The sequence below is a fragment of the Mesorhizobium sp. P2_F7 genome (assembly GCF_056403695.1).
In genome coordinates, this window is the sequence record NZ_JBFUFA010000004.1 from 142,163 (window position 1) to 162,460 (window position 20,298).

The window sequence follows — 20,298 nt, forward strand, 5'->3', positions numbered from 1 at the left end:
ATCTGTGAGATGCGACCGCCACCAGCCCGTGGCGCGACGGCGTCGAAAACGCCGAAAGCTGGTGACAGGATGAAACGCTTCGGTTAATGCGGGGCCGGTTGCGGCGGACCGTCGGCTGCAGCTCTCGCAACGATCGTCACATCAGGAAAGCGGCATGGCGGATTCGCCTGACATCATCGGCTCGCTCGCGGATTTGTCGGGAGCCTACTCGGCCATCCTGTGCGATGTCTGGGGCGTGATCCACAATGGCGAATGGCATTTTCCGGCAGCGACGCTGGCACTGGAAACCGCGCGCGCGGCCAAGCTTCCGGTTGTCCTGATCACCAATTCACCGCGTCGCAATGCCGATGTGGTGGCGCAGATGAATGCGATCGGCGTTCCCGCCGCTGCCTACGACCGTGTCGTCACGTCGGGCGACGTGACCCGCGACCTCATCGCCGAAGGCCCGCGAAAGATCTTCCATATCGGCGCCGATCGCGACTTCACCCTCTATGACGGTCTCGACGTCGATCTCGTCGAGGAGTTCGAGGCTTCCGGCGTCGTCTGCACCGGGCTGTTCGACGACGAGGTGGAAACACCTGAGGATTACGCCGAACTGCTGCGCCGGCTGCGCGCCAGGAACCTGCCTTTCATCTGCGCCAACCCCGACATCGTGGTCGAGCGCGGCGAGCGCATGATCTGGTGCGCCGGGGCCTTGGCCCGCGACTATGCCCAGCTCGGCGGCCGCACGCTGATTGCCGGAAAACCCTATGCGCCGGTGTATGACGCAGCAATGCGGGAAGTCGCCTCGCTTCTCGGCCGTGACGTCGGGCGCTCCGAGGTGCTGGCCATCGGCGACGGCATGATGACCGACGTCAAGGGCGCCGCCGACAATGGCATCGACGTGCTCTACGTGTCGGGCGGCATTCACGCGCGCGACTATGGCGATCCCATGCAGCCGGACCCCGCCAGGCTTGCAGCCTTTCTGCAAAAGCACGGCTACCGGCCGGTCGCCGTCATTCCGAGACTGCGGTAGGGTCGCTTCCATGAGCGCAGCCTTCGATCATATTTCCGCGACCGCGCCGCTGCTGGCGCACTTGCGTGGCGGCGTCGTGGCGATCGGCAATTTCGACGGCGTTCACCGCGGCCACCAGGCCGTGCTCGAACGCGCGCTGGCCGAGGCCGGGCGGCGCGGCGTGCCGGCCCTGGTGCTGACCTTCGAGCCGCATCCGCGCAAGGTGTTCAGGCCCGATATGCCGCTTTTCGTGCTGACGCCGCCGCCGATGAAGGCGCGGCTGTTGTCGCATCTGGGCTTTGCGGCACTCGTCGAACAGCCATTCACGCGCGCCTTTGCCGGCCTGTCGGCCGAGGCGTTCGTGACCGATGTGCTGGAAAGCAATCTCGGCATCACCCATGCCGTCACCGGCTTCGATTTCCACTTCGGCAAGGACCGGCAAGGCGGCCCGGCCTTTCTGATGGCGGCAGGCGAGCGCCACGGTTTCGGCGTCACTTTGGTCGACGCTTTTCGCGACGAAGGCGCCGAGGTGGTGTCGTCGAGCCGCATCCGCGCATTGTTGTGCGAAGGCGAAGTCGCCGAGGCCGCCGGTCTGCTCGGCTACCGCTTCACCGTCGAAAGCGAAGTCATCGGTGGCCAGCAGCTCGGCCGCACACTCGGCTTCCCGACAGCCAACATGAGACTTTCGCCGGAAGCGACTCTGAAGGAAGGGATTTATGCCGTCCGCTTCCGCCGCGCCGACGGCACGCTTTATGACGGTGTCGCCAGCTTTGGCCGCCGCCCGACCGTCGACGACAACGGCGCGCCGCTGCTCGAAACCTATGTTTTCGACTTTTCCGGCGATCTCTATGGCGAGATCTGCGAGGTCTCGTTCTTCGGCTTCCTGCGCCCCGAGGTGAAGTTCGATGGGCTCGACGCCCTGGTGGCGCAGATCAAGCGCGACGAGACGGAGGCGCGCGCGCTGCTGGCCGGGGTCAGGCCGCTATCGCAGCTGGACAGCGCGATCGCTTTTTGAGCCTCCGGCCGCTTACCGCTTCAAGGCAAGTCCGAGCGCGATGAAGCTCCAGCCCTGGAAGATCAGGTCGATGGCCAGGAACAGCCCGAGCACCCACAGGCTGTTGACTGGCCAGCCCATGGCGATGGTCAGGCCTGCCAGCACACTGATCAGGCCCGCCGCGACGACCCAGCCCCAGCCATTTTCGGGCCGGTGGCTGTAGCCGACCCAGGCCCTGAGCGCGCCTGAGGCGACAAGCGCCACCGCCAGCAGCAAGGTCAGCACCGTTGACGCCAGCAGCGGATTGTCGAAGGCAAAGAAGCCGGCAACAGCATAGAGCAGGCCGCTGAGCAGCCAATAGAAGAAGCGGCTCCAGCTTTTCACGCCAAAGGCATGAATTATCTCGATGATGCCGGCCATCAGCATCAGCCAGCCGACGACGTAGACAGAGGCGACGGTCGCGATGAACAGATTGCCGAAGGCAATGCCGCCGAAGATGAGCAGCAGCACGCCGAGCGCGACGAACCACCCCCATTTGTCTCGTGTCCGGCCGATCGCGTCTTTCAGGGTGTCACCGTGCAGGGTCATAGCCGCATCTCCTCAAAGTCACTGCGCGTCAAAGATCGCCTGGCTTGTCGCCGTCCCTGAGGTTAGTCCCGGCTTCGGCACCCGTCCAGCGATGGCGGCAGCTGCAAACCGCGATCTCTGTCTCGGATTTAAATCAAATTTTACCAAACGGCCCTCAAAGCTGTGGCCGGGGCGCGGCTGTGTTGTGTTAGTGGAGTGACCATGAGTCCGGTCAGGAAAATGTCTGCGGTTGTGGCGGCGATCATGCTGGGTGCGCCGACGGTGGCAAACGCGGGCGAGGGGACCTTCGGCTGGTTCCACGGCGACTGGTATCTGACGCTTGGCGCCACCGGCATGGTCGCGCCGAAATTCGAGGGCTCCAACAGTCTTCTGCTCAGCGCCACGCCGATCATCTCGCTGGGCAAGGTCGGGCCATCTGCCCGCTTCACCTCGCGCAATGACAACATTTCGCTGGCGCTGGTCGACGATGGCGGCGTCCGCGCCGGCCTGACCGGAAAGTTCCTGTTTTCGCGCAGCAGCAAGGATGAGCTGAAAGGCCTCGACCCGGTGCGCTGGGGCGGCGAGGTCGGCGGTTTCTTCGAATTCTACCCGACGGACTGGCTGCGCGCCCGCGCCGAACTGCGCCACGGCATCCGTGCCCATGACGGCTTTGTCGCCGACATCGCCGCCGATGCGTTCTACGATGTGACGCCGACGGTCAGGATTTCGGGCGGCCCGCGCGTGTCGTTCGCCTCGTCGGGCTATTTCGACTCCTATTACGGCGTCAACGCCAAGGAGGCCGCAGCCTCGGGCCTCAGCGAATATCATCCCGGCGGCGGCGTGAAATCGACCGGCCTTGGCGGCGCCATCACCTGGAAGGTCACCGAGCCGATGACCGCCAGCCTGTTCGGCGAATATGCGCGCTTGATGGGCCCGGCCGCCGATTCCAGCCTGGTCAAGGAGCGCGGCCAGCGCGACCAGTTCACGGTTGGCGTCTCGACCACCTACCGTTTCAACTTTTCAATGTAGGCGATTTCGGCGCTTTATTCCTGCCGTGGCTTCGGCTAAAAGCCCTGCCATGACCAGCTTTTCGCGCCTTTTCGCGATTGCGATACGAATTACGAGCCCGGTGTTCCAGGCAGCTTGAAGGCTGCCGGAGCCGCCGGGCATCTTGGCGTGCGCTCTCGCACTTTTTCCAGATATTGATAATTCAACGCCCGAGCCTCTACGCCCGCCGGGCAATGCACATGGCAGACCAATGACCGACACTGTTGAAACGATCGACTATTCCAAGACGCTTTATCTGCCGCAGACGGATTTTCCGATGCGCGCCGGTTTGCCGGAGAAGGAGCCGCTGCTGGTCAAGCGCTGGCAGGACATGGACCTTTACCGCAAGCTGCGCGAAAGCGCGGCCGGCCGCGAAAAATACGTGCTGCATGACGGCCCGCCCTACGCCAACGGCAACATCCATATCGGCCATGCGCTGAACAAGATCCTCAAGGACGTCATCACCCGCTCGTTCCAGATGCGCGGCTATGACTCCAACTATGTGCCGGGCTGGGACTGTCACGGCCTGCCGATCGAATGGAAGATCGAGGAACAGTACCGCGCCAAGGGCAAGAACAAGGACGAGGTGCCGGTCAACGAATTCCGCAAGGAATGCCGCGACTTCGCCGCGCACTGGATCACCGTACAAGGCGCGGAGTTCCAGCGGCTCGGCGTCGTCGGCGACTTCAAGAACCCCTATACGACGATGGCCTTCCACGCCGAGTCGCGCATCGCCGGCGAACTGTTGAAGTTCGCTATGTCAGGCCAGCTCTACCGCGGCTCCAAGCCGGTGATGTGGAGCGTGGTAGAGCGTACCGCGCTGGCCGAAGCCGAGGTCGAGTACCAGGATTATGAGAGCGACACGATCTGGGTGAAGTTTCCAGTCGCAAGCCTTGCTCGACAGATCGCCGAAGAACCGGCAAAGCTGACCGAAACGTCGCTGGACCTGCTGGAAGCTCATGTCGTCATCTGGACGACGACGCCCTGGACCATCCCCGGTAATCGTGCGGTCAGCTATTCGCCGCGTATCGGCTATGGTCTTTATGAGGTCACGGCGGCCGAGAACGCCTTCGGGCCCCAGCCGGGCGAGAAGCTGATCTTTGCCGATGCACTGTCAGAAGACTCGGCGGCCAAGGCCAAGGTCACCTTGAATCGTCTTCACAGGGTTTCGGCGGAACAGCTTGGAAGTCTTACGCTTTCGCATCCGCTGAAAGGCTTCGGCGGCGGCTATGAATTCCCTGTGCCGATGGTTGCAGGTGATCATGTCACCGACGATGCCGGCACCGGCTTCGTTCACACCGCGCCCAGCCATGGTCGCGAGGACTTCGATGCCTGGACGGATGCCGCCAATGAGCTTCGCCAGCGCGGCATCGACACCGCCATCCCGTTTCCTGTCGACGATGGCGGCTTCTTCACCAAGGACGCACCGGGTTTTGGCCCGGACCGCGAAGGTGGGGCGGCGCGCGTCATCGACGACGATGGCAAGAAGGGCAATGCCAACCAGGCGGTCATCGACGAACTGATCAAGCGCAACGCGCTGTTCGCGCGCGGCCGGCTGAAGCACAGCTACCCGCACTCGTGGCGCTCGAAGAAGCCGATCATCTTCCGCAACACGCCGCAATGGTTCGTCTATATGGACAAGGACCTGGGCGACGGCACGACGCTGCGCAGCCGCGCGCTGAAGGCCATCGACGACACGCGTTTCGTGCCGGCTGCCGGCCAGAACCGCATCCGCGCCATGATCGAGGAGCGCCCCGACTGGGTGCTGTCGCGCCAGCGTGCCTGGGGCGTGCCGATCGCCGTCTTCGCCGATGCCGACGGCAATGTGCTGAGGGACGAGGCGGTCAACCAGCGCATCATGGATGCTTTCGAACAGGAAGGCGCCGACGCCTGGTTCGCGGAGGGCGCCAAGGAGCGTTTCCTCGGCAATCACGATGCCTCCAAATGGAAGCAGGTGATGGACATCCTCGACGTCTGGTTCGATTCTGGCTCGACGCATGTCTTCACGCTCGAAGACCGTCCGGACCTCAAATGGCCTGCCGACGTCTATCTCGAAGGCTCCGACCAGCACCGCGGCTGGTTCCACTCCTCGCTGCTCGAAAGCTGCGGCATCAGGGGCAGGGCGCCCTACGACACCGTCGTCACCCATGGCTTCACCATGGATGAGGAGGGGCGCAAAATGTCGAAGTCGCTCGGCAACACCGTCGTGCCGCAGGACGTCATCAAGCAGTCCGGCGCCGATATCCTGCGGCTGTGGGTGGTGACGACCGACTACTGGGAGGACCAGCGGCTCGGCAAGAACGTGCTGCAGACCAACATCGACGCCTACCGCAAGCTGCGCAACACCATCCGCTGGATGCTGGGTACACTCGCCCATGACGATGGCGAGGAGGTGCCGCTGGACAAGATGCCGGAGCTGGAACGGCTGATGCTGCATCGGCTTTCCGAGCTCGATGAGGTCGTGCGCTCGGGCTACGACGCGTTCGAGTTCAAGCGCATCACCCGCACCTTGCTCGACTTCATGGTGGTGGAGCTGTCGGCCTTCTATTTCGATATCCGCAAGGACGCGCTCTATTGCGACGGGCCTGCCAGCGTGAAGCGCAAGGCCTCGGTGCAAGTGGTGCGCCACCTCTTCGACTGCCTGGTGAAATGGCTGGCGCCGATGCTGCCGTTCACCATGGAAGAAGCCTGGCTCGACCGCCATCCCGATGCGGTCTCGCTGCATCTTGACCAGTTTCCTGAGATTCCGGCCAACTGGAAGAACGAGGCGCTGGCCGAGAAATGGCGCAAGGTGCGGCAGGTCCGCCGTGTTGTCACCGGCGCGCTCGAGATCGCACGTGCGCAAAAGGTCATCGGTGCATCGCTGGAAGCCGTGCCGGTCGTGACGCTTGACGATGCTGCGCTTGAAGCCGCAATCGCCGACGTCGATATGGCCGAAATGGCGATCACCAGCGATCTCGTCATCGCCCATGGCAAGGCGCCGGAAGGCGCCTTTGCGCTCGACGATGTCAAAGGTGTCGCCGTCGTGGTCGAAAAGGCCGAGGACCGCGGCCTGGTCAAATGCGCGCGCTCTTGGCGCTATACGGCCGATGTTGGGCAGGACGCCGAATTCCCCGACGTTTCGGCTCGCGATGCCGCGGTGCTGCATGAGTTGCAGGCGCGGGGACGTTTGTGAGGCCATAAGCCGGTGCACAAAAACCACGCTGCGTGGGCGAGAACCGCCCGCGCGTTGCCCTTAACGAGTGGTTGAGGTAAACACGCGAAACTCCGGAAGACAAATTGTCGCCGGATTTCCGTCGCAAGAGCGTGGACGATGGGGACCGGACCTTTGGCCGGTGGCGATCGAGAGGCTGTCTACAGTGGGACTTTTTGGCATGACCGACAGAATTTCCGTGCGCGTTGCGCTGCTGGCGCCGCTTGTCGCGTCCGGCCTCGCTCTGTCCGGCTGCATGGGTTCGCCCACCTACGGCACCGACAAGACGGCTGGCGAGCAGCTTGTCGGCGACCTGTCGGGTGCATTCTCGGTCGCCCCCAAGCACAAGCAACAGATTGACTACAAGCCGCGCCCGGAGCTGGTAAAGCCCGCGCCGGGGCAGAAGGAAGTGCTGCCGGCGCCTCAGGAAAGCATCGAGACGGCGAGCACCGATTGGCCCGAATCGCCGGAACAGCGCCGCGCCCGTCTGCGTGCCGACGCCACCGCCCACCAGGATGATCCGTCCTATCAGTCGCAGATCGTCGACGACGTGCAGACCGATCCGGCTGCGGTGAAGAAGGCGATGGCGGATTCAGCTTCGAGCCATCCGCCGCGCTGGTCGCCGGCGGATTCGGACAAGGGTCGCGCCGCCGAGATCCAGCGCCGCTCGGCAGAGGGCAAGCAGGGCGATCCCAACAGCCGCAAATATCTGAGCGAGCCGCCTCTGGCCTATCGCGCCGCCGCCGATACCGCGCCTCAGGGCGAACTCGGCGAGGATGAATACAAGAAGGAACGCCGCCTCAAGAGAGAGGCTGCCGCCAAGAGCAAGAGCGGCGGGCTCTTCGACTGGCTGCCTTCCTGGTAAAAAGCGTCGCCTTCCCAGTTGAAGGCGCTACGATTCCCGCCTTTCCCTGAAGAATTCCTTGAGTAGCAAGGCCGCATCGGCCTCGGCCATGCCCGGATAGATATCGGGCGTATGGTGGCAGGTCGGTGAGGCGAAGAAGCGCACGCCATTGATCACCGCGCCGCCTTTCTCGTCGGCCGCGCCGAAATAGAGCCGGCGCAGCCTGGCGAAGGAAATGGCGCCGGCGCACATGGCGCAGGGCTCCAGCGTCACATAGAGGTCGTGCCCGGTCAGCCGCTCGCTGGAGAGCTTCCGGCAGGCCGCGCGGATCGCCAGCATTTCGGCATGCGCCGTTGGATCGGCAAGCTCGCGGGTGCGGTTGCCGGCGGATGCCACCACGGTATCGCCGCTGGCGATGATGGCGCCGACGGGAACTTCGCCACGCAAGGCGGCGGCTTGCGCCTCTTTCAGCGCCAGCGCCATGAAATCCGGCCGCTTCACGCGGTTTCCATTCCGATTATCTCCTCGCCACTTGGCGGTGATCCTGTTATGGAGCGCGTCAACCCGAACATCGGAACAGATTTTCGGAAATGATCATGCGCCAAATCAAAGTGCTATAGCGTTCGTTGCGCGCCGTCTCTAGATCGAGAGATAGAGCATGACGCCGAAAACCGCTTTTCGGCATCATGCTTGGGGATGCGCCACGCTGTAGCAGCGCAAACGGACAAAGGCCACATGGACGACAACGACAAGAAATCTCCGCGCCACAAAGGCCCGGGCAAAAGCGGCCCGAGAGCCGCAGGGCCGCGCCGTGATGGCGCCGCCGGCAAAGGCGGCAAGCCTTCCTTCGGGGCCAAGAAACCCTATGCGCCGCGTGGCGCCAGGCCGGAAGCGGCTGACGGCGAGCGGCCGAAGCGCGACTTCAAGAGCGGCGATCGGCCGTTCAGCAAGGGGCCGCGTGCCGAAGGCAAGCCTTTCGAAAAGCGCGAAGGGCCGCGCAAGCCCTATGCACCGCGCGGCGATCGGCCGATTGCCGCCGATGGCGAGCGACCGAAGCGCGATTTCAAAAGCGGCGACCGGCCGTTCAGCAAGGGACCACGTCCCGAAGGCAAGCCTTTCGAGAAGCGCGAACGGCCGCGCAAGCCCTATGCGCCGCGCGGCGACCGGCCGATGGCGGCCGATGGCGAGCGGCCGAAGCGCGATTTCAAGAGCGACGACCGGCCGTTCAGCAAAGGGCCGCGCCCCGAAGGCAAGCCGTATGAGAAGCGCGAAGGTCCGCGCAAGCCCTATGCACCGCGCGGTGATCGGCCTGCTGCCGCCGAAGGTGAAAACCGTTTCGACCGGCCAAAGCGCGATTTCGGCGATCGCCCACAGCGCGACGCCGGCGATCGTCCGAAACGCGACTTCAGCGATCGCCCCAAGCGCGATTTCGGTGGTGACCGGCCGCAAGGCGCCTCAGGCAGCGGCTTCAAGCCGCGCCCGCGCGCCGCGGAGACTGAAGAAGCCGGCGAGCGTATCGCCAAGCGGCTGGCCCGCGCCGGCCTGGCTTCGCGCAGAGACGCTGAGGACCTGATCGCGGCCGGCCGCGTCAAGGTCAACAACCGGGCTTTGACCTCGCCGGCCTTCAACGTCATGCCCGGCGACATCATCCATCTCGACGGCATGGAAATCCCGCCGATCGAGCGCACAAGGCTGTTCCTGTTCCACAAGCCGGCCGGGGTCGTCACCACCAACCGCGACCCCGAGGGGCGCAAGACCGTGTTCGACGTGCTGCCGGCCGAATTGCCGCGGCTGATGACGATCGGCCGCCTCGACATCAACACCGAAGGCCTGCTGCTGCTCACCAATGATGGCGGTCTGTCGCGCGTGCTCGAACTGCCTGCCACCGGCTGGCTGCGCCGTTACCGCGTGCGCGTTCATGGCAAGGTCGAGGAAAGCATGCTCGCAGGCCTGCGCGAAGGCATTGCCGTCGACGGCGTCTTCTACGGCGCCATCGAGGCGACGCTCGACCGTGAGCAAGGCACCAACGCCTGGCTGACGATCGGCCTGCGCGAAGGCAAGAACCGCGAAGTGAAGAACATCCTTGGTTCGCTCGGCCTCGACGTGACGCGGCTGATCCGCATCTCCTACGGTCCGTTCCAGCTCGACGACCTTGCCGAAGGCCATGTGCTGGAGATCAAGGGCCGGGTCCTGCGCGACCAGCTCGGCGAACGTCTGATCGAGGAGTCCGGCGCCAATTTCGACGCCGAGATCACCAAGCCATTCTCCAACCATCCGGTGCGGCGTGAGCGCGAAGTGGAGCCCGAACGGCCGAAATTCACCCGCGAGGGGGACCGCCGGCCGATCGGCGAGGGCGGGCTGATCAAGAACCGCAAGCGCCGCGAAGGCAGCCGCGACGAAGCGCTGGGCAAACTGTCGACCAGTCCCGAAAGAGGCGCTGCGCCGGCAAAGAGCTTTGGCGAACGTGGCCCCCGGCCCGAGCGTAGCGAGTTTCGCGACAAGCCACGTGGCGATTTGGGCGACAAGCCCCGTGGTGGTTTTGGCGACAAATCTCGTGGCGCCTTTGGTGACAAGCCGCGTGGCGGCAAGAAACCCGAGCGCGAGCAGCGGCCGATCGAGCCGCCGGGCCAGCGCAAGGCCAATGTCTGGATGGCGCCAGGGGCGCGTCCGATCGGCAAGGGCAGGGCGGAAGCCGATGCCGCCAAGGCGGCCGACGCCAAGGCGCGCAAGGCTTCGTTCAAGCCGGTCTATGGCAAGCCGGCCTATGGCAAGCCTGGCGGCGCCAAGCCGTTCGGCAAGCCGCGCGGCGAACGTCCGGATGGCGGTCGGGGCGGTGAGCGGCCGCGCAATGGTCCCAAGGGTCCCCGGACCAGATGAGAGCCGTTTAGATGAGAATCGTCGGCGGTCAATTTCGCGGGCGTCCGCTGGCGACGCCGCGTGACCATGCCATCCGCCCGACCACCGACCGTGCCCGCGAGGCCGTCTTCAACGTGCTGGCGCACCGCTTCGCCGACAAACTCGAGGGCGCGCGCGTGCTCGACCTGTTCGCCGGCACCGGCGCGCTCGGCCTCGAAGCGCTGTCGCGCGGCGCTTCCTATGGCGTCTTCATCGAAGAATCGGCGGAAGGGCGCGGCCTGATCCGCACCAATGTCGAAGCCTTTGGCCTCACCGGCCGCACCAAGATCTTTCGCCGCGACGCGACGGCCTTGGGCGAGGCCGGCACGCTTGCGGCCTTTGGCCTGATCTTCGCCGATCCGCCCTATGGCAAGGGCCTCGGCGAGCGCGCCCTGCGTTCGGCCAAGGCCGGTGGCTGGCTGCTGCCCGGCGCGCTTTGCGTGGTCGAGGAAGCCGCCTCGGCCGCCTTCGAGGTTGGGCCTGAATTCTCGGTGGTCGATGAGCGCAACTACGGTGAGACGGTGATCCGGTTCATCGAGGCTGCGTGAGGGCGGCGCGGTTTGCGCCTTCAAAATGACGCACAATTCACTTTGCCTCGGTGGCTAACCTTGCCTATCGTCGCGCGATAACAACCGGAGCCATTAATGACACTTCATACTGAATGGCTGCGGAGAGCGTTGCTCGCCACCGCGCTGACCGTGGCCGGCCCGGCTCTTGCCGCGGACGACGGCAAGGTGGCAAATTTCCTGCTGGACAACGGTATGGAGGTGGTGGTCATCCCCGATCATCGTGCCCCCATCGTCACCCATATGGTGTGGTACAAGATCGGCAGCGCCGACGAGCCGCCAGGCAAATCCGGCATCGCGCATTTCTTCGAACACCTGATGTTCAAGGCCACGACCAACCACGCCGCGGGCGAGTTCGACCGCGCCATTTCGGACATAGGCGGCTCCAACAACGCCTTCACGTCCTATGACTACACCGCCTTTCACGAGACGGTGACGCCCTCGGCGCTCGAACAGATGATGAGCTTCGAGGCCGACCGCATGCGCAATCTCATCTTGACCGACGAGGTCATCAAGACCGAGCGCGACGTGATCCTGGAAGAACGGCGCTCGCGCATCGACAGCAACCCCGAGGCCGTGCTCGACGAAGAGGTCGATGCGACGCTCTGGCAGAACCAGCCCTACCGCATTCCGGTGATCGGCTGGATGCAGGAGATGGAGCAGCTGAACCGCACCGATGCGGTTGCCTTCTATGACAAGTACTACCGCCCCAACAATGCCGTGCTGATCGTTGCCGGCGATGTCGAGCCGGATGCGGTGAAGGCGTTGGCCGAAAAGACCTATGGCAAGGTCGCACGCGGCCCGGATCTGCCGCCGCGCATCCGCCCGGTCGAGCCGGAGCAGAACACCAAGCGCACGGTGACGCTCACTGACGCGCGCGTTTCGGTGCCGAGCTTTTCGACGCAATGGGTGGTTCCGTCCTACCACACCGCAAAACCCGGCGAGGCCGAGGCGCTCGACCTGTTGGGAGAGATCCTTGGCGGCGGCAGCCGCAGCCGACTCTACCAGCAGCTGGTGGTCAAGCAAGGCATCGCATCGGGGACCGGCGCCTTCTTCCAGGGTACCATGCTCGACGCCACCAATTTCACCGTCTATGGCGCGCCGCGCGGCGACGCCAAGCTGAGCGACGTCGAGGCGGCCGTCGACGCCGAGATCGCCCGCATCATCAAGGACGGTGTCACCGCCGACGAGCTGGAGAAGGCCAAGGCCCGCTATATCAGGGCCATGATCTTCGCCCGCGACAAGCAGGACGAGATGGCCAATCTCTACGGCGCCGAACTCGCCACCGGCGGCAACGTTAGGGATATCGAGGAATGGCCGGACCGCATTCGCAAGGTCACCGCCGATGATATCAAGGCGGTCGCCGCACGCTATTTGCTGCTCGACCGTTCGACCACCGGCTATCTCTTGCCGCAGCAACAGGCGGGGAATTGATTTGATGACGAACCTGCATAGCGCTGTGTTGCCTTCTCCGAACCAGGCTCCCCCTTCTCCCCTTCTGGGAGAAGGTGGCCTCGCGAAGCGAGGTCGGATGAGGGGTGCTCCAGCTTGGCAAAGACGGCGATCCTTCCAACACCCCTCAACCGTCTCGGCGCTGCGCGCCGATCCACCTTCTCCCACAAGGGGAGAAGGGAAGATCGTCCGCGCCTTCACCACGCTGTTCCTTTCCATCTTCTTCCTCGTCCTGCCGGCGCTTTCGGCGCGCGCGATGGACATCCAGCAGGTGACCTCGTCAAAGGGCATCAATGCCTGGCTGGTCGAGGACCACTCGATTCCGATCATCGCCATTCGCTTCGTCTTCGACGGCGGCTCGACGCAAGATCCCGCCGGCAAGGAAGGGCTGGTCAATCTGATGACCGGCCTGTTCGATGAGGGCGCCGGCGATCTCGACAGCGACGCCTTCCAGACCAGGCTCGACGATGCCGGCGCCGAAATGGGCTTCGACGCGGCGCGCGACGGCACCTATGGCGCCATGCGCATGCTGGCCGAGCAGAAGGATGCCGCCTTCGACCTGCTCCGGCTGGCGGTCACCAGCCCGCGCTTCGACCAGGCGCCGATCGACCGCATCCGCTCCCAAATCCTGTCCGGCATCCTCGCCAGTGAGCGCGACCCCAACACCGTCGCCCAGACCAAATGGCTGCGCGCCATCTATGGCGACCATCCCTATTCCAGGCCCGACCAGGGCACCAAGGACAGTATCGCCACCATCACCGCGGCGGATCTGGCGGCCTTCCACAAGGCCAATTTCGCCCGCAACGGCCTGCATGTCGCGGTGGTCGGCGACATCGACGCCGCGACGCTGAAAAAGAAACTCGACCAGGTGTTCGGCGATCTGCCGGAGAAGCAAATCCTGCAACCGGTTGCCGACACCGAGCTGAAGCTTGGCCAGCAGCTCGAAGTCGATTACGACCTGCCGCAGACCTCGCTGCAGTTCGCCTATCCCGGCGTGAAGCGCGATGCGCCGGATTTCTTCGCCGCGGTGCTGATGAACCAGATTCTCGGTGGCGGCACCTTCACCTCGCGCCTCTATGACGAGGTGCGCGAAAAGCGCGGCCTGGCCTATAGCGTCGATTCCAACCTGGTCGATCACCAGCATTCCAACGCGCTGATCATCACCACGGCGACGCGTTCGGACCGCGCCGCCGAGACGCTCGCCATCGTCAAGGACGTGGTCAAGAAAATGGCCGAGGAGGGCCCGACCGAGGCCGAACTGGACGCGACCAAGAAATACATGGTCGGCTCCTATGCCATCAGCAATCTGGATTCTTCCAGCGGTATCGCCGCCACGCTGGTGGAGTTGCAGCTCGACAATCTCGGCATCGACTACGTGCAGCGCCGTGCGGCGCTCATCAACGGCGTGACGCTCGATCAGGTCAAGGCGGCGGCGAAGAAGCTGCTGACGCCGGCCCCCGCGATCATGAGCATCGGTCCGAAGCTGGAGGCCAAATGACAGGTCCCACGTTCGGCATCGCCTTTGGCGGCGGCGGCGCACGCGGCCTGGCACACATCCACATCGTCGCGGCGCTGGACGAGCTCGGCATCAAGCCGGTGGCCATCGCCGGCTCCTCGATCGGCGCCATCATGGGCGCCGGCATGGCCTCCGGCATGAGCGGTAAGGACATCGAGGACTATGCCCGTTCGATCCTGGGCCGCCGCGCCGAGGTCGCCGCGCGCATGTGGCGCTCGCGGCCCGGCACCATCGCCGAGGCCATGCAGGGTGGCATCCGCGTCAGCCAGTTCAACATCGAGCGCATCCTGAAGGCCTTCCTGCCCGAAGCCATCCCCGAAACCTTCGCCGAGCTGAAGATCCCGCTCAAGGTGACGGCGACCGACTATTTCGGCCACAAGCTGGCCGTCTTCGACGATGGCGACCTGCATTCGGCCTTGGCTGCCTCGGCCGCCATTCCCGCCGTGTTCCGTCCGGTGACGCGCGACGACCGCGTGCTGATCGACGGCGGCATCTACAATCCGGTGCCGTTCGACCTCATCGAAAACGCCGCCGACATCATCATCGCCATCGACGTCGTCGGCGCGCCGAGCGAGGCCGAGCGCAAGCACCCGACCACCGTCGACCTGATGTACGGCGCCACGCAATTGATGATGCAGTCGATCATCGCCCACAAGCTGAACCAGCACCCCCCCGACATCCTGATCCGCCCGCCCGTGTCGAAATACCGCGTGCTCGATTTCATGAAGATCGACACGCTGATGGCCGAGACGGAAGCGATCAAGGACGAGTTGAAGCGCGAGATCGAGAAGGCGGTGGAATCGCGCGCCGGCAAGAGCAAACGCGGCAAGGGAGCTGCGGGGTGAGGCGAAGCTGACCGGTGTTGCCATTGGGCGCCGGCCAGTCCCACTGGCGCCTACAGCGACGAGCCCCGGCCACTGTCGACGAACGCCAGAGCGACCACACGCGGAGCAACGCAGTAGACAACTCTCGCCCTGCGGCCCGTCTTCGTCATCGCGGCGCCGGTGGTCAGGTCGACGACGATATCCTCATAGCCCAGCACTTCGCGATCGAGCGGATACACCGCCTTGTAGACGGCTTCCTTGGCTGAAAAGAGAATGCGAACGGCGAGGTGTCGATTGACCGGGTCTGCCCGGTCCGCTCCAGTTGCAACAAGCGCGAAGATGTCGTCGGGCAAGGGCAGGGCGGGCTCGACATCGATGCCGAGCGCGACGATGTCGGAGACCGGCGCGACTGCCGCCACGGCCATTTCGTCGTCATGAGCCAGCGAACCAATTATCCCCGGCGGCCATACCGGCGCGCCGGACGATGCACGCAAGACAGCCACGCCGTTCAAGCCCATATCCGCCAGCAGCCCGCGCGCGATCCATCGCGCCGCGCCGCTCGCCCGCCGCATCAGCGGCTGGCGCGACGGGATGGAGCGTGCTTCCTGCGGCAGCAAATGGTTCTCATCGCCTTCGCGGATCGTGCGGCAGCCGAGCCGAACGCCGAGCGGCGCCATGGCGACCATCGCCGCCAGCAGGGTTGCCTGGGCCGACAGGCTCGCACCGGCGTCTAGCGGCGGTGTCATGGTTGGTCGATCCGTCTAGGCAAAGCGAGGTCCGCGATCATTTCCCCGTCCTCGTCCAGCCCTTCCTCGACGAAGCCGGCGGCGCGATAGAGCTGCCGTGCCGCTTCATTTTCCGGTTCGTAGCAGATGGAAACGTGCCTGATGTGGCCGAGCCCCTGGATTTCGCCAAGCACTTCACGCAAAGCGGCCTTGCCGTAGCCTCTGCCTTGCCAGGCGCGGTCGATCATGAAGCGGTAGATCCGCGCCTCGTCTTCGTCGCGTGGCGCCTCATACATCAGGAACCCGACGACACGACCCCCGGCCATGATTGCGCGCGGGCGGGCATCCCTGTCGGATCCGGCCTCGCGCAGCGAGGCCTGGTTGCTGGCGACGAAGTCCATCTGCTCAGGCGCCAGCTGCAGTGCCGTGACCAAGGCGCGATTGGCCGGGGTCACCGGGGCGATCCGGATGTCGAGTGTGCTTCCGGATCGCTCCGTCACGTTGCCTCCGACCGTTATCGGGATCGAGTGTCAAATCTTGGAGCCGTCATCCGAAATCGGCTCGACGAACCGATGAAGCTTGGCCGGGTTGCCGCGCCAGATCGAGTTGGGCTCGAGCTCCTCGCCCTTCATCACGAAGGAATCGGCGTCGACCATCGATCCCTTGCCCATCACGACGCCGTAATGGATGAACGCCGACGGGCCAAGCGTGCAGCCATCGCCGATGCGGATGTAATCGGACTTGAAGGCGCCTTCTTCCAGCGAATGGGCCTGGATGACCGACCCCTCGTTCAGCGTGACGTCGTCGCCGATCTCCACCAGGGAACGCTCGGTCAGGTTGGCGCCACCGTCATAGACCCTGCTGCCGACCTTGACACCCAGCAGGCGCAGGATCATCGGCCGGAACGGCGTGCCGGCGAACAGGCGCACGATCGGTGAATCCGCCAGCTTCCAGTGGCGTTCGTGGCGCCAGAAGTCGACGTCGTAGATCGTTGTTATCCGTGGCTTCAGTCTCCTGAAACCAAGGCTTGCCCGCTCGACGAAGATGTAGAACGGAATGGTAATGATGGAGGTCAGGATCACCGCCACGAAGAGCGCGACCTCGGCCCATTCGGTATAGTAGTTCAACGCACGGTCCCAGATCGCCAGCGTCACGAACAGCATGACCCATTGCGTCGCCATGAACAGAAGGATCGTCACCAGATTGTGGCGGTTCTTGAACGGGATGCGCTTGCGCCGGTCCGCCTCGTCGACGCCGGCGATCAGCTCCTTGTCGCGGTTCACCATGCGCGGAATCTCAAAGGATGGCGAACCCAAGAGCCCGACATTCTCGCGCACCGGCCCATCGATGGGGACCATCACCTTGGTGCCGAGCAGGACGTTGTCGCCTGTGCGTCCATCCGGCGGATAGTAGATGTTGTTGCCGAGATAGTTGCGCTCGCCGATCCGCGTCGGCTCGAGCCGGAAAGCCGAGGCGGACTTGTGCATGTTGATCATGAACAGCCCGTCCGACACCATGGTCTCGGTGCCGATCTCGCACAGAAGCGGGTTTTCGTGCTGCTGGTTGGAGCCGAAATTGGAACCGGTCTGCACCACCTTGTTGAGGTTCCACCCGATGGCGCGCATGTAATAGACGATGGCCGAGCTGTCGCCGAACAGCAGCCCGAGCACACGCGAGTTGCTGGAAAACTCGGAGACGGTCTGCAGCCAGTAACGGAAACCGTAGAGCGTATAGGTGCGGCCGGGCTTCAGGATCAGGCTGATCACGCGCGGCACCACCGTGGCGGCGAAAAACGCGAGCGCGCCATAGCCGAAAAGCGTGACCGTCGTGCCGATCGCGACCAGACCGATCGTTTCCTGATAGTCGTCGCCGACATATTCCCAATAGCTATGGAACAGCAGCGGCAGCGGGGTGACGACAGCGAACAGCAGCACCAGCTGGACGGCTTCGTAGAGGAAACGCCGAACCTCGTAAGCGTTCGCGTTGCGCACCTTGCAATAGTCGGCCGTGGTCGGCACGGCGGGCGACCCATGCCAGTGCTCACCGTCCGGGATACTTTGTCCACGCTGCAGCGAGGATGAATGGCCGAGCTGGCCGCCGTCGCCGATCGAACTGTCGATGTCGAGCGTGGAGCCGACGCCGACGAAGGCATCGCGACCGATGGTCAGCGGCCCGGTGTGGATGTAGCCGGCCTGGGCGCGATAGCCGAGGATCATCGATTCCTTGCGCAGGATGGTGTTGGCGCCGATCGAGATGAGATCCGTGCAGACGGGCACGGAACGCGACTCGATGACCGCGTTGTGCCCAAGCTTTGTGCCGAGCAGCCGCAGGTAAATGCTGTAGAGCGGGCTGCCGCGGAACAGCACGACAGGTGCGGTGCGGATCAGCGTCTTGACGACCCAGAAGCGATAGTAGCGCCATCCCCAGATCGGAAACGCTTCGGCCTTCCAGCGGCCGATGAGCACCCATTTCGCCAGGACGGCAAAGCCCGACATGCCGAAGAACACGGCGGCTGAAAGCGCCACGCACCTGACATAGAGCTGCAGCGGCTCGTCGAGCGCGTCATAGACCCAGTTGAGGCCGTTGTTGATCGCCCACAGCGCGACATAGCTGTAGCCAAGGTAGAACGAAAGCTGGGCCATGCCGCAGGTCCAGTAGACAAGGTTCGAGGCCCGGCGGGTCAGCACTGGCTCGAAGGTGGCCGTCGTCATCTCTTCCGCCGCACCCAGATGGCGCGCCAGGCGCGCCACTGTGGGATAGAGATAGATGTCGCGCATCGACGTCGTCGCCCATTCCTTGCGGGTGCGAACGCGGGCGCAGAAATGCGCCATCAGCAGCGAGTTGGCGCCGAGGTCGTCGAAGAAATTGTCCTCGACCGACACCTCGTCGAATTTCAGCACCGCGGCCAGGGCGTCGGCCAGGAAACGCTCGTCGTCATTGCCGGGCGCCACCATGGCACGGTCTGCCGAAAGCCTCGTGCTTGTCGGCTTCGGCAGCTGGCGCAGGTCCACCTTGTTGGAGACCGTCATCGGGATCGCCGGCAGCTCCTCCAGATAGGCCGGCACCATGTAGTCCGGCAGGCGCCGCTTCATCGTCTGGGCGAGATCCCCGCGGGAAATCGCCGCTACGCCGGTTTTAAGCGCGTAATAGGCAACGAGTTCGACGCGGCCGGGTTCGATCTCCCAGGTGGTAACGGCGGCCTGCGCGATCTCGGGCTGGTCGAGCAGCACCGCCTCGATCTCGCCGAGCTCGATGCGATACCCCCGGATCTTCACCTGAGTGTCGATGCGCCCGGCATACTCGATCTCGCTCTTGGCGTTGATCCGGCCAAGGTCGCCGGTGCGGTAGATGCGCTGCGACGGGTTGTTCGGCAGGCCGATGAAATCGGCAATGAATTTCTGGTCGGTCAGGTCCGGCCGGTTGAGATAGCCGACGGCGAGCCCGATGCCGGCAATGCCGATCTCGCCCAGTTCACCCGGCTCGGCAAGTTGCGGTAACGAGGCGTCGAGAATGACGATCGAGTAGGTCGGCAACGGCGCGCCGATGGTCACCGGACTGTCGGGCGTCAGCGCCCCCATGGTCGCTGTGACGGTCGCCTCGGTGGGGCCATAGGTGTTGAGGATCTGCCTGCCCGGCTTCGACCAGCGCACCACCAGATTGTGCGGGCAGGCCTCGCCGCCGACCAGCAGCGTGCGCAGGCTGGGCACGTCCGATGTCATCGACGACAGCAAGGTCGGGCTGCAGGCCATGCAGGTGATGTCATGGAGGCGCAGGAAATCCGCCAGTTCCTCTCCCACCAGTGGCATCTGGCCAGGTGCGGGCACGACTGTCGCACCGGCGACGAACGGCACCCAGATCTCTTCGGAGGAGAAGTCGAAGGCAATGGTCATGCCCTGATAGACCCGGTCGCCTGGCCGGTATCCGTAGGAGGAGGCGGCGACCCGGATGAAGTTGACGAAGCTCTGGTGCTTGATGACCACGCCCTTGGGCTTGCCGGTGGTGCCTGAGGTATAGAGGATGTAGCAGATGTCGTCGGCGGTCTTCGCATGCGGCTTCAGCGGCGCGGGCGACTGTGCGGAAATCTCTGCGGCGGCGCTGTCGATCAACACATGCGGCACGGCCAGTTGACCGGCGCGTGACGCATAGGCGGCGATGGTGACGATCATGCTGACGCCGGCGTCTTCGATGATGAGCGCCATCCGCTCCTGCGGAAACGCGGTGGCCAACGGCACGAAGGCGGCTCCCGCCTTCATCACCGCCAGCAACGCGACATAAGTGTCCGCCGACCGGTCGAGAATGAGCCCGACCCGGTGGCCCGGCCGTACGCCGTGCTTGATCAGCATGCGGGCAAACTGGTTGGCACGGCCGTTCAGCTCCTGATACGTCCAGACACGCTCGTCGGAGATCACCGCCGGCAACGTGGCGAACGCTTCTGCGAGTTGCTCGAACACCGTATCGAGCCGCTCACCGGGCAGGCCATGCCGGTCAAAGTCGGTGCCCGTCAGGATCTGGCCATGGCCGGCCCTTGCCGGGCCGTGAGCGATCCTTGCCAGCGCATCGATGCTTGCCAGGCCGGTTTGGCTGATCGGCGTTGCCGCGTCGCTATCCAGTTCGGCGATATCGTAGTCCATTTCCATACTCTCTTGTCTTGGCCAGGCGGCCGTTCATGCCGCCGCGCGAG

General features: G+C 64.4%; 15 protein-coding genes. 10 read left to right on the top strand and 5 right to left on the bottom strand.

The annotated features are described in order from the left end of the window. The first annotated feature begins 154 nt into the window (after nucleotides 1-154). A complete protein-coding gene (locus AC1DZ8_RS14785; protein WP_477401114.1) occupies nucleotides 155-1,015 on the top strand; it encodes a TIGR01459 family HAD-type hydrolase in 861 nt (286 codons plus the stop codon). Nucleotides 1,016-1,025: 10 nt separating this feature from the next. Beyond that, complete coding sequence (locus tag AC1DZ8_RS14790) at nucleotides 1,026-2,009, top strand: bifunctional riboflavin kinase/FAD synthetase (RefSeq protein ID WP_477309504.1); 984 nt, start codon at nucleotides 1,026-1,028, stop codon at nucleotides 2,007-2,009. 12 nt (nucleotides 2,010-2,021) lie between these two features. On the opposite strand, the gene AC1DZ8_RS14795 is transcribed toward AC1DZ8_RS14790, so the two are convergent. Then, entirely contained in the window at nucleotides 2,022-2,576 is a 555-nt protein-coding gene (locus tag AC1DZ8_RS14795; RefSeq protein WP_477309505.1) for an HdeD family acid-resistance protein, read from the bottom strand. Nucleotides 2,577-2,777: 201 nt separating this feature from the next. Between AC1DZ8_RS14795 and AC1DZ8_RS14800 the strand changes: the two genes are divergently transcribed. The 3 genes from AC1DZ8_RS14800 to AC1DZ8_RS14810 all read left to right on the top strand — a co-directional run bounded on the left by AC1DZ8_RS14800 (nucleotide 2,778) and on the right by AC1DZ8_RS14810 (nucleotide 7,660). Further along, a complete protein-coding gene (locus tag AC1DZ8_RS14800; protein ID WP_477309506.1) occupies nucleotides 2,778-3,584 on the top strand; it encodes a MipA/OmpV family protein in 807 nt (268 codons plus the stop codon). Nucleotides 3,585-3,813: 229 nt separating this feature from the next. Beyond that, a complete protein-coding gene (ileS, locus tag AC1DZ8_RS14805) occupies nucleotides 3,814-6,777 on the top strand; it encodes an isoleucine--tRNA ligase (RefSeq protein ID WP_477309507.1) in 2,964 nt (987 codons plus the stop codon). A gap of 199 nt (nucleotides 6,778-6,976) precedes the next feature. Then, nucleotides 6,977-7,660 (top strand): hypothetical protein, encoded by a 684-nt coding sequence (locus AC1DZ8_RS14810; protein ID WP_477401117.1) that lies wholly within the window; start codon nucleotides 6,977-6,979, stop codon nucleotides 7,658-7,660. Between the two features lie 27 nt (nucleotides 7,661-7,687). On the opposite strand, the gene AC1DZ8_RS14815 is transcribed toward AC1DZ8_RS14810, so the two are convergent. Further along, on the bottom strand, nucleotides 7,688-8,140 hold the full coding sequence (locus AC1DZ8_RS14815) for a nucleoside deaminase (RefSeq protein ID WP_477309509.1): 453 nt from the start codon (nucleotides 8,138-8,140) through the stop codon (nucleotides 7,688-7,690). A 234-nt stretch (nucleotides 8,141-8,374) separates the two neighbouring features. Here AC1DZ8_RS14815 and AC1DZ8_RS14820 point away from each other — a divergent pair, with 234 nt between their 5' ends. The 5 genes from AC1DZ8_RS14820 to AC1DZ8_RS14840 all read left to right on the top strand — a co-directional run bounded on the left by AC1DZ8_RS14820 (nucleotide 8,375) and on the right by AC1DZ8_RS14840 (nucleotide 14,913). Continuing rightward, nucleotides 8,375-10,516 (top strand): pseudouridine synthase, encoded by a 2,142-nt coding sequence (locus tag AC1DZ8_RS14820; RefSeq protein WP_477309510.1) that lies wholly within the window; start codon nucleotides 8,375-8,377, stop codon nucleotides 10,514-10,516. Nucleotides 10,517-10,527: 11 nt separating this feature from the next. Continuing rightward, nucleotides 10,528-11,082, top strand: a complete 555-nt coding sequence (rsmD, locus tag AC1DZ8_RS14825) for a 16S rRNA (guanine(966)-N(2))-methyltransferase RsmD (protein ID WP_477309511.1) — start codon at nucleotides 10,528-10,530, stop codon at nucleotides 11,080-11,082. Nucleotides 11,083-11,178: 96 nt separating this feature from the next. Beyond that, nucleotides 11,179-12,534 carry a M16 family metallopeptidase gene (locus AC1DZ8_RS14830; RefSeq protein WP_477309512.1) on the top strand — a complete coding sequence of 452 codons (1,356 nt, stop codon included), beginning with the start codon at nucleotides 11,179-11,181 and terminating at the stop codon, nucleotides 12,532-12,534. Nucleotides 12,535-12,631: 97 nt separating this feature from the next. Further along, nucleotides 12,632-14,050: a M16 family metallopeptidase gene (locus AC1DZ8_RS14835; protein WP_477309513.1), complete on the top strand. Its 1,419-nt coding sequence runs from the start codon at nucleotides 12,632-12,634 to the stop codon at nucleotides 14,048-14,050. Further along, on the top strand, nucleotides 14,047-14,913 hold the full coding sequence (locus tag AC1DZ8_RS14840; protein ID WP_477309514.1) for a patatin-like phospholipase family protein: 867 nt from the start codon (nucleotides 14,047-14,049) through the stop codon (nucleotides 14,911-14,913). Before AC1DZ8_RS14835 ends, AC1DZ8_RS14840 begins: the two co-directional genes overlap by 4 nt. 50 nt (nucleotides 14,914-14,963) lie before the next feature. On the opposite strand, the gene AC1DZ8_RS14845 is transcribed toward AC1DZ8_RS14840, so the two are convergent. The 3 genes from AC1DZ8_RS14845 to AC1DZ8_RS14855 are packed head-to-tail and all read right to left on the bottom strand — an operon-like array spanning nucleotide 14,964 to nucleotide 20,254. Beyond that, nucleotides 14,964-15,638 (bottom strand): 4'-phosphopantetheinyl transferase family protein, encoded by a 675-nt coding sequence (locus AC1DZ8_RS14845; RefSeq protein ID WP_477309515.1) that lies wholly within the window; start codon nucleotides 15,636-15,638, stop codon nucleotides 14,964-14,966. Next, entirely contained in the window at nucleotides 15,635-16,117 is a 483-nt protein-coding gene (locus AC1DZ8_RS14850; RefSeq protein ID WP_477401120.1) for a GNAT family N-acetyltransferase, read from the bottom strand. Before AC1DZ8_RS14850 ends, AC1DZ8_RS14845 begins: the two co-directional genes overlap by 4 nt. Nucleotides 16,118-16,147: 30 nt before the next feature. After that, the gene (locus AC1DZ8_RS14855) at nucleotides 16,148-20,254 is read right to left on the bottom strand and encodes a Pls/PosA family non-ribosomal peptide synthetase (RefSeq protein ID WP_477401122.1); all 4,107 of its coding nucleotides are present in this window, start codon (nucleotides 20,252-20,254) and stop codon (nucleotides 16,148-16,150) included. Between the last annotated feature and the right edge of the window lie 44 nt (nucleotides 20,255-20,298).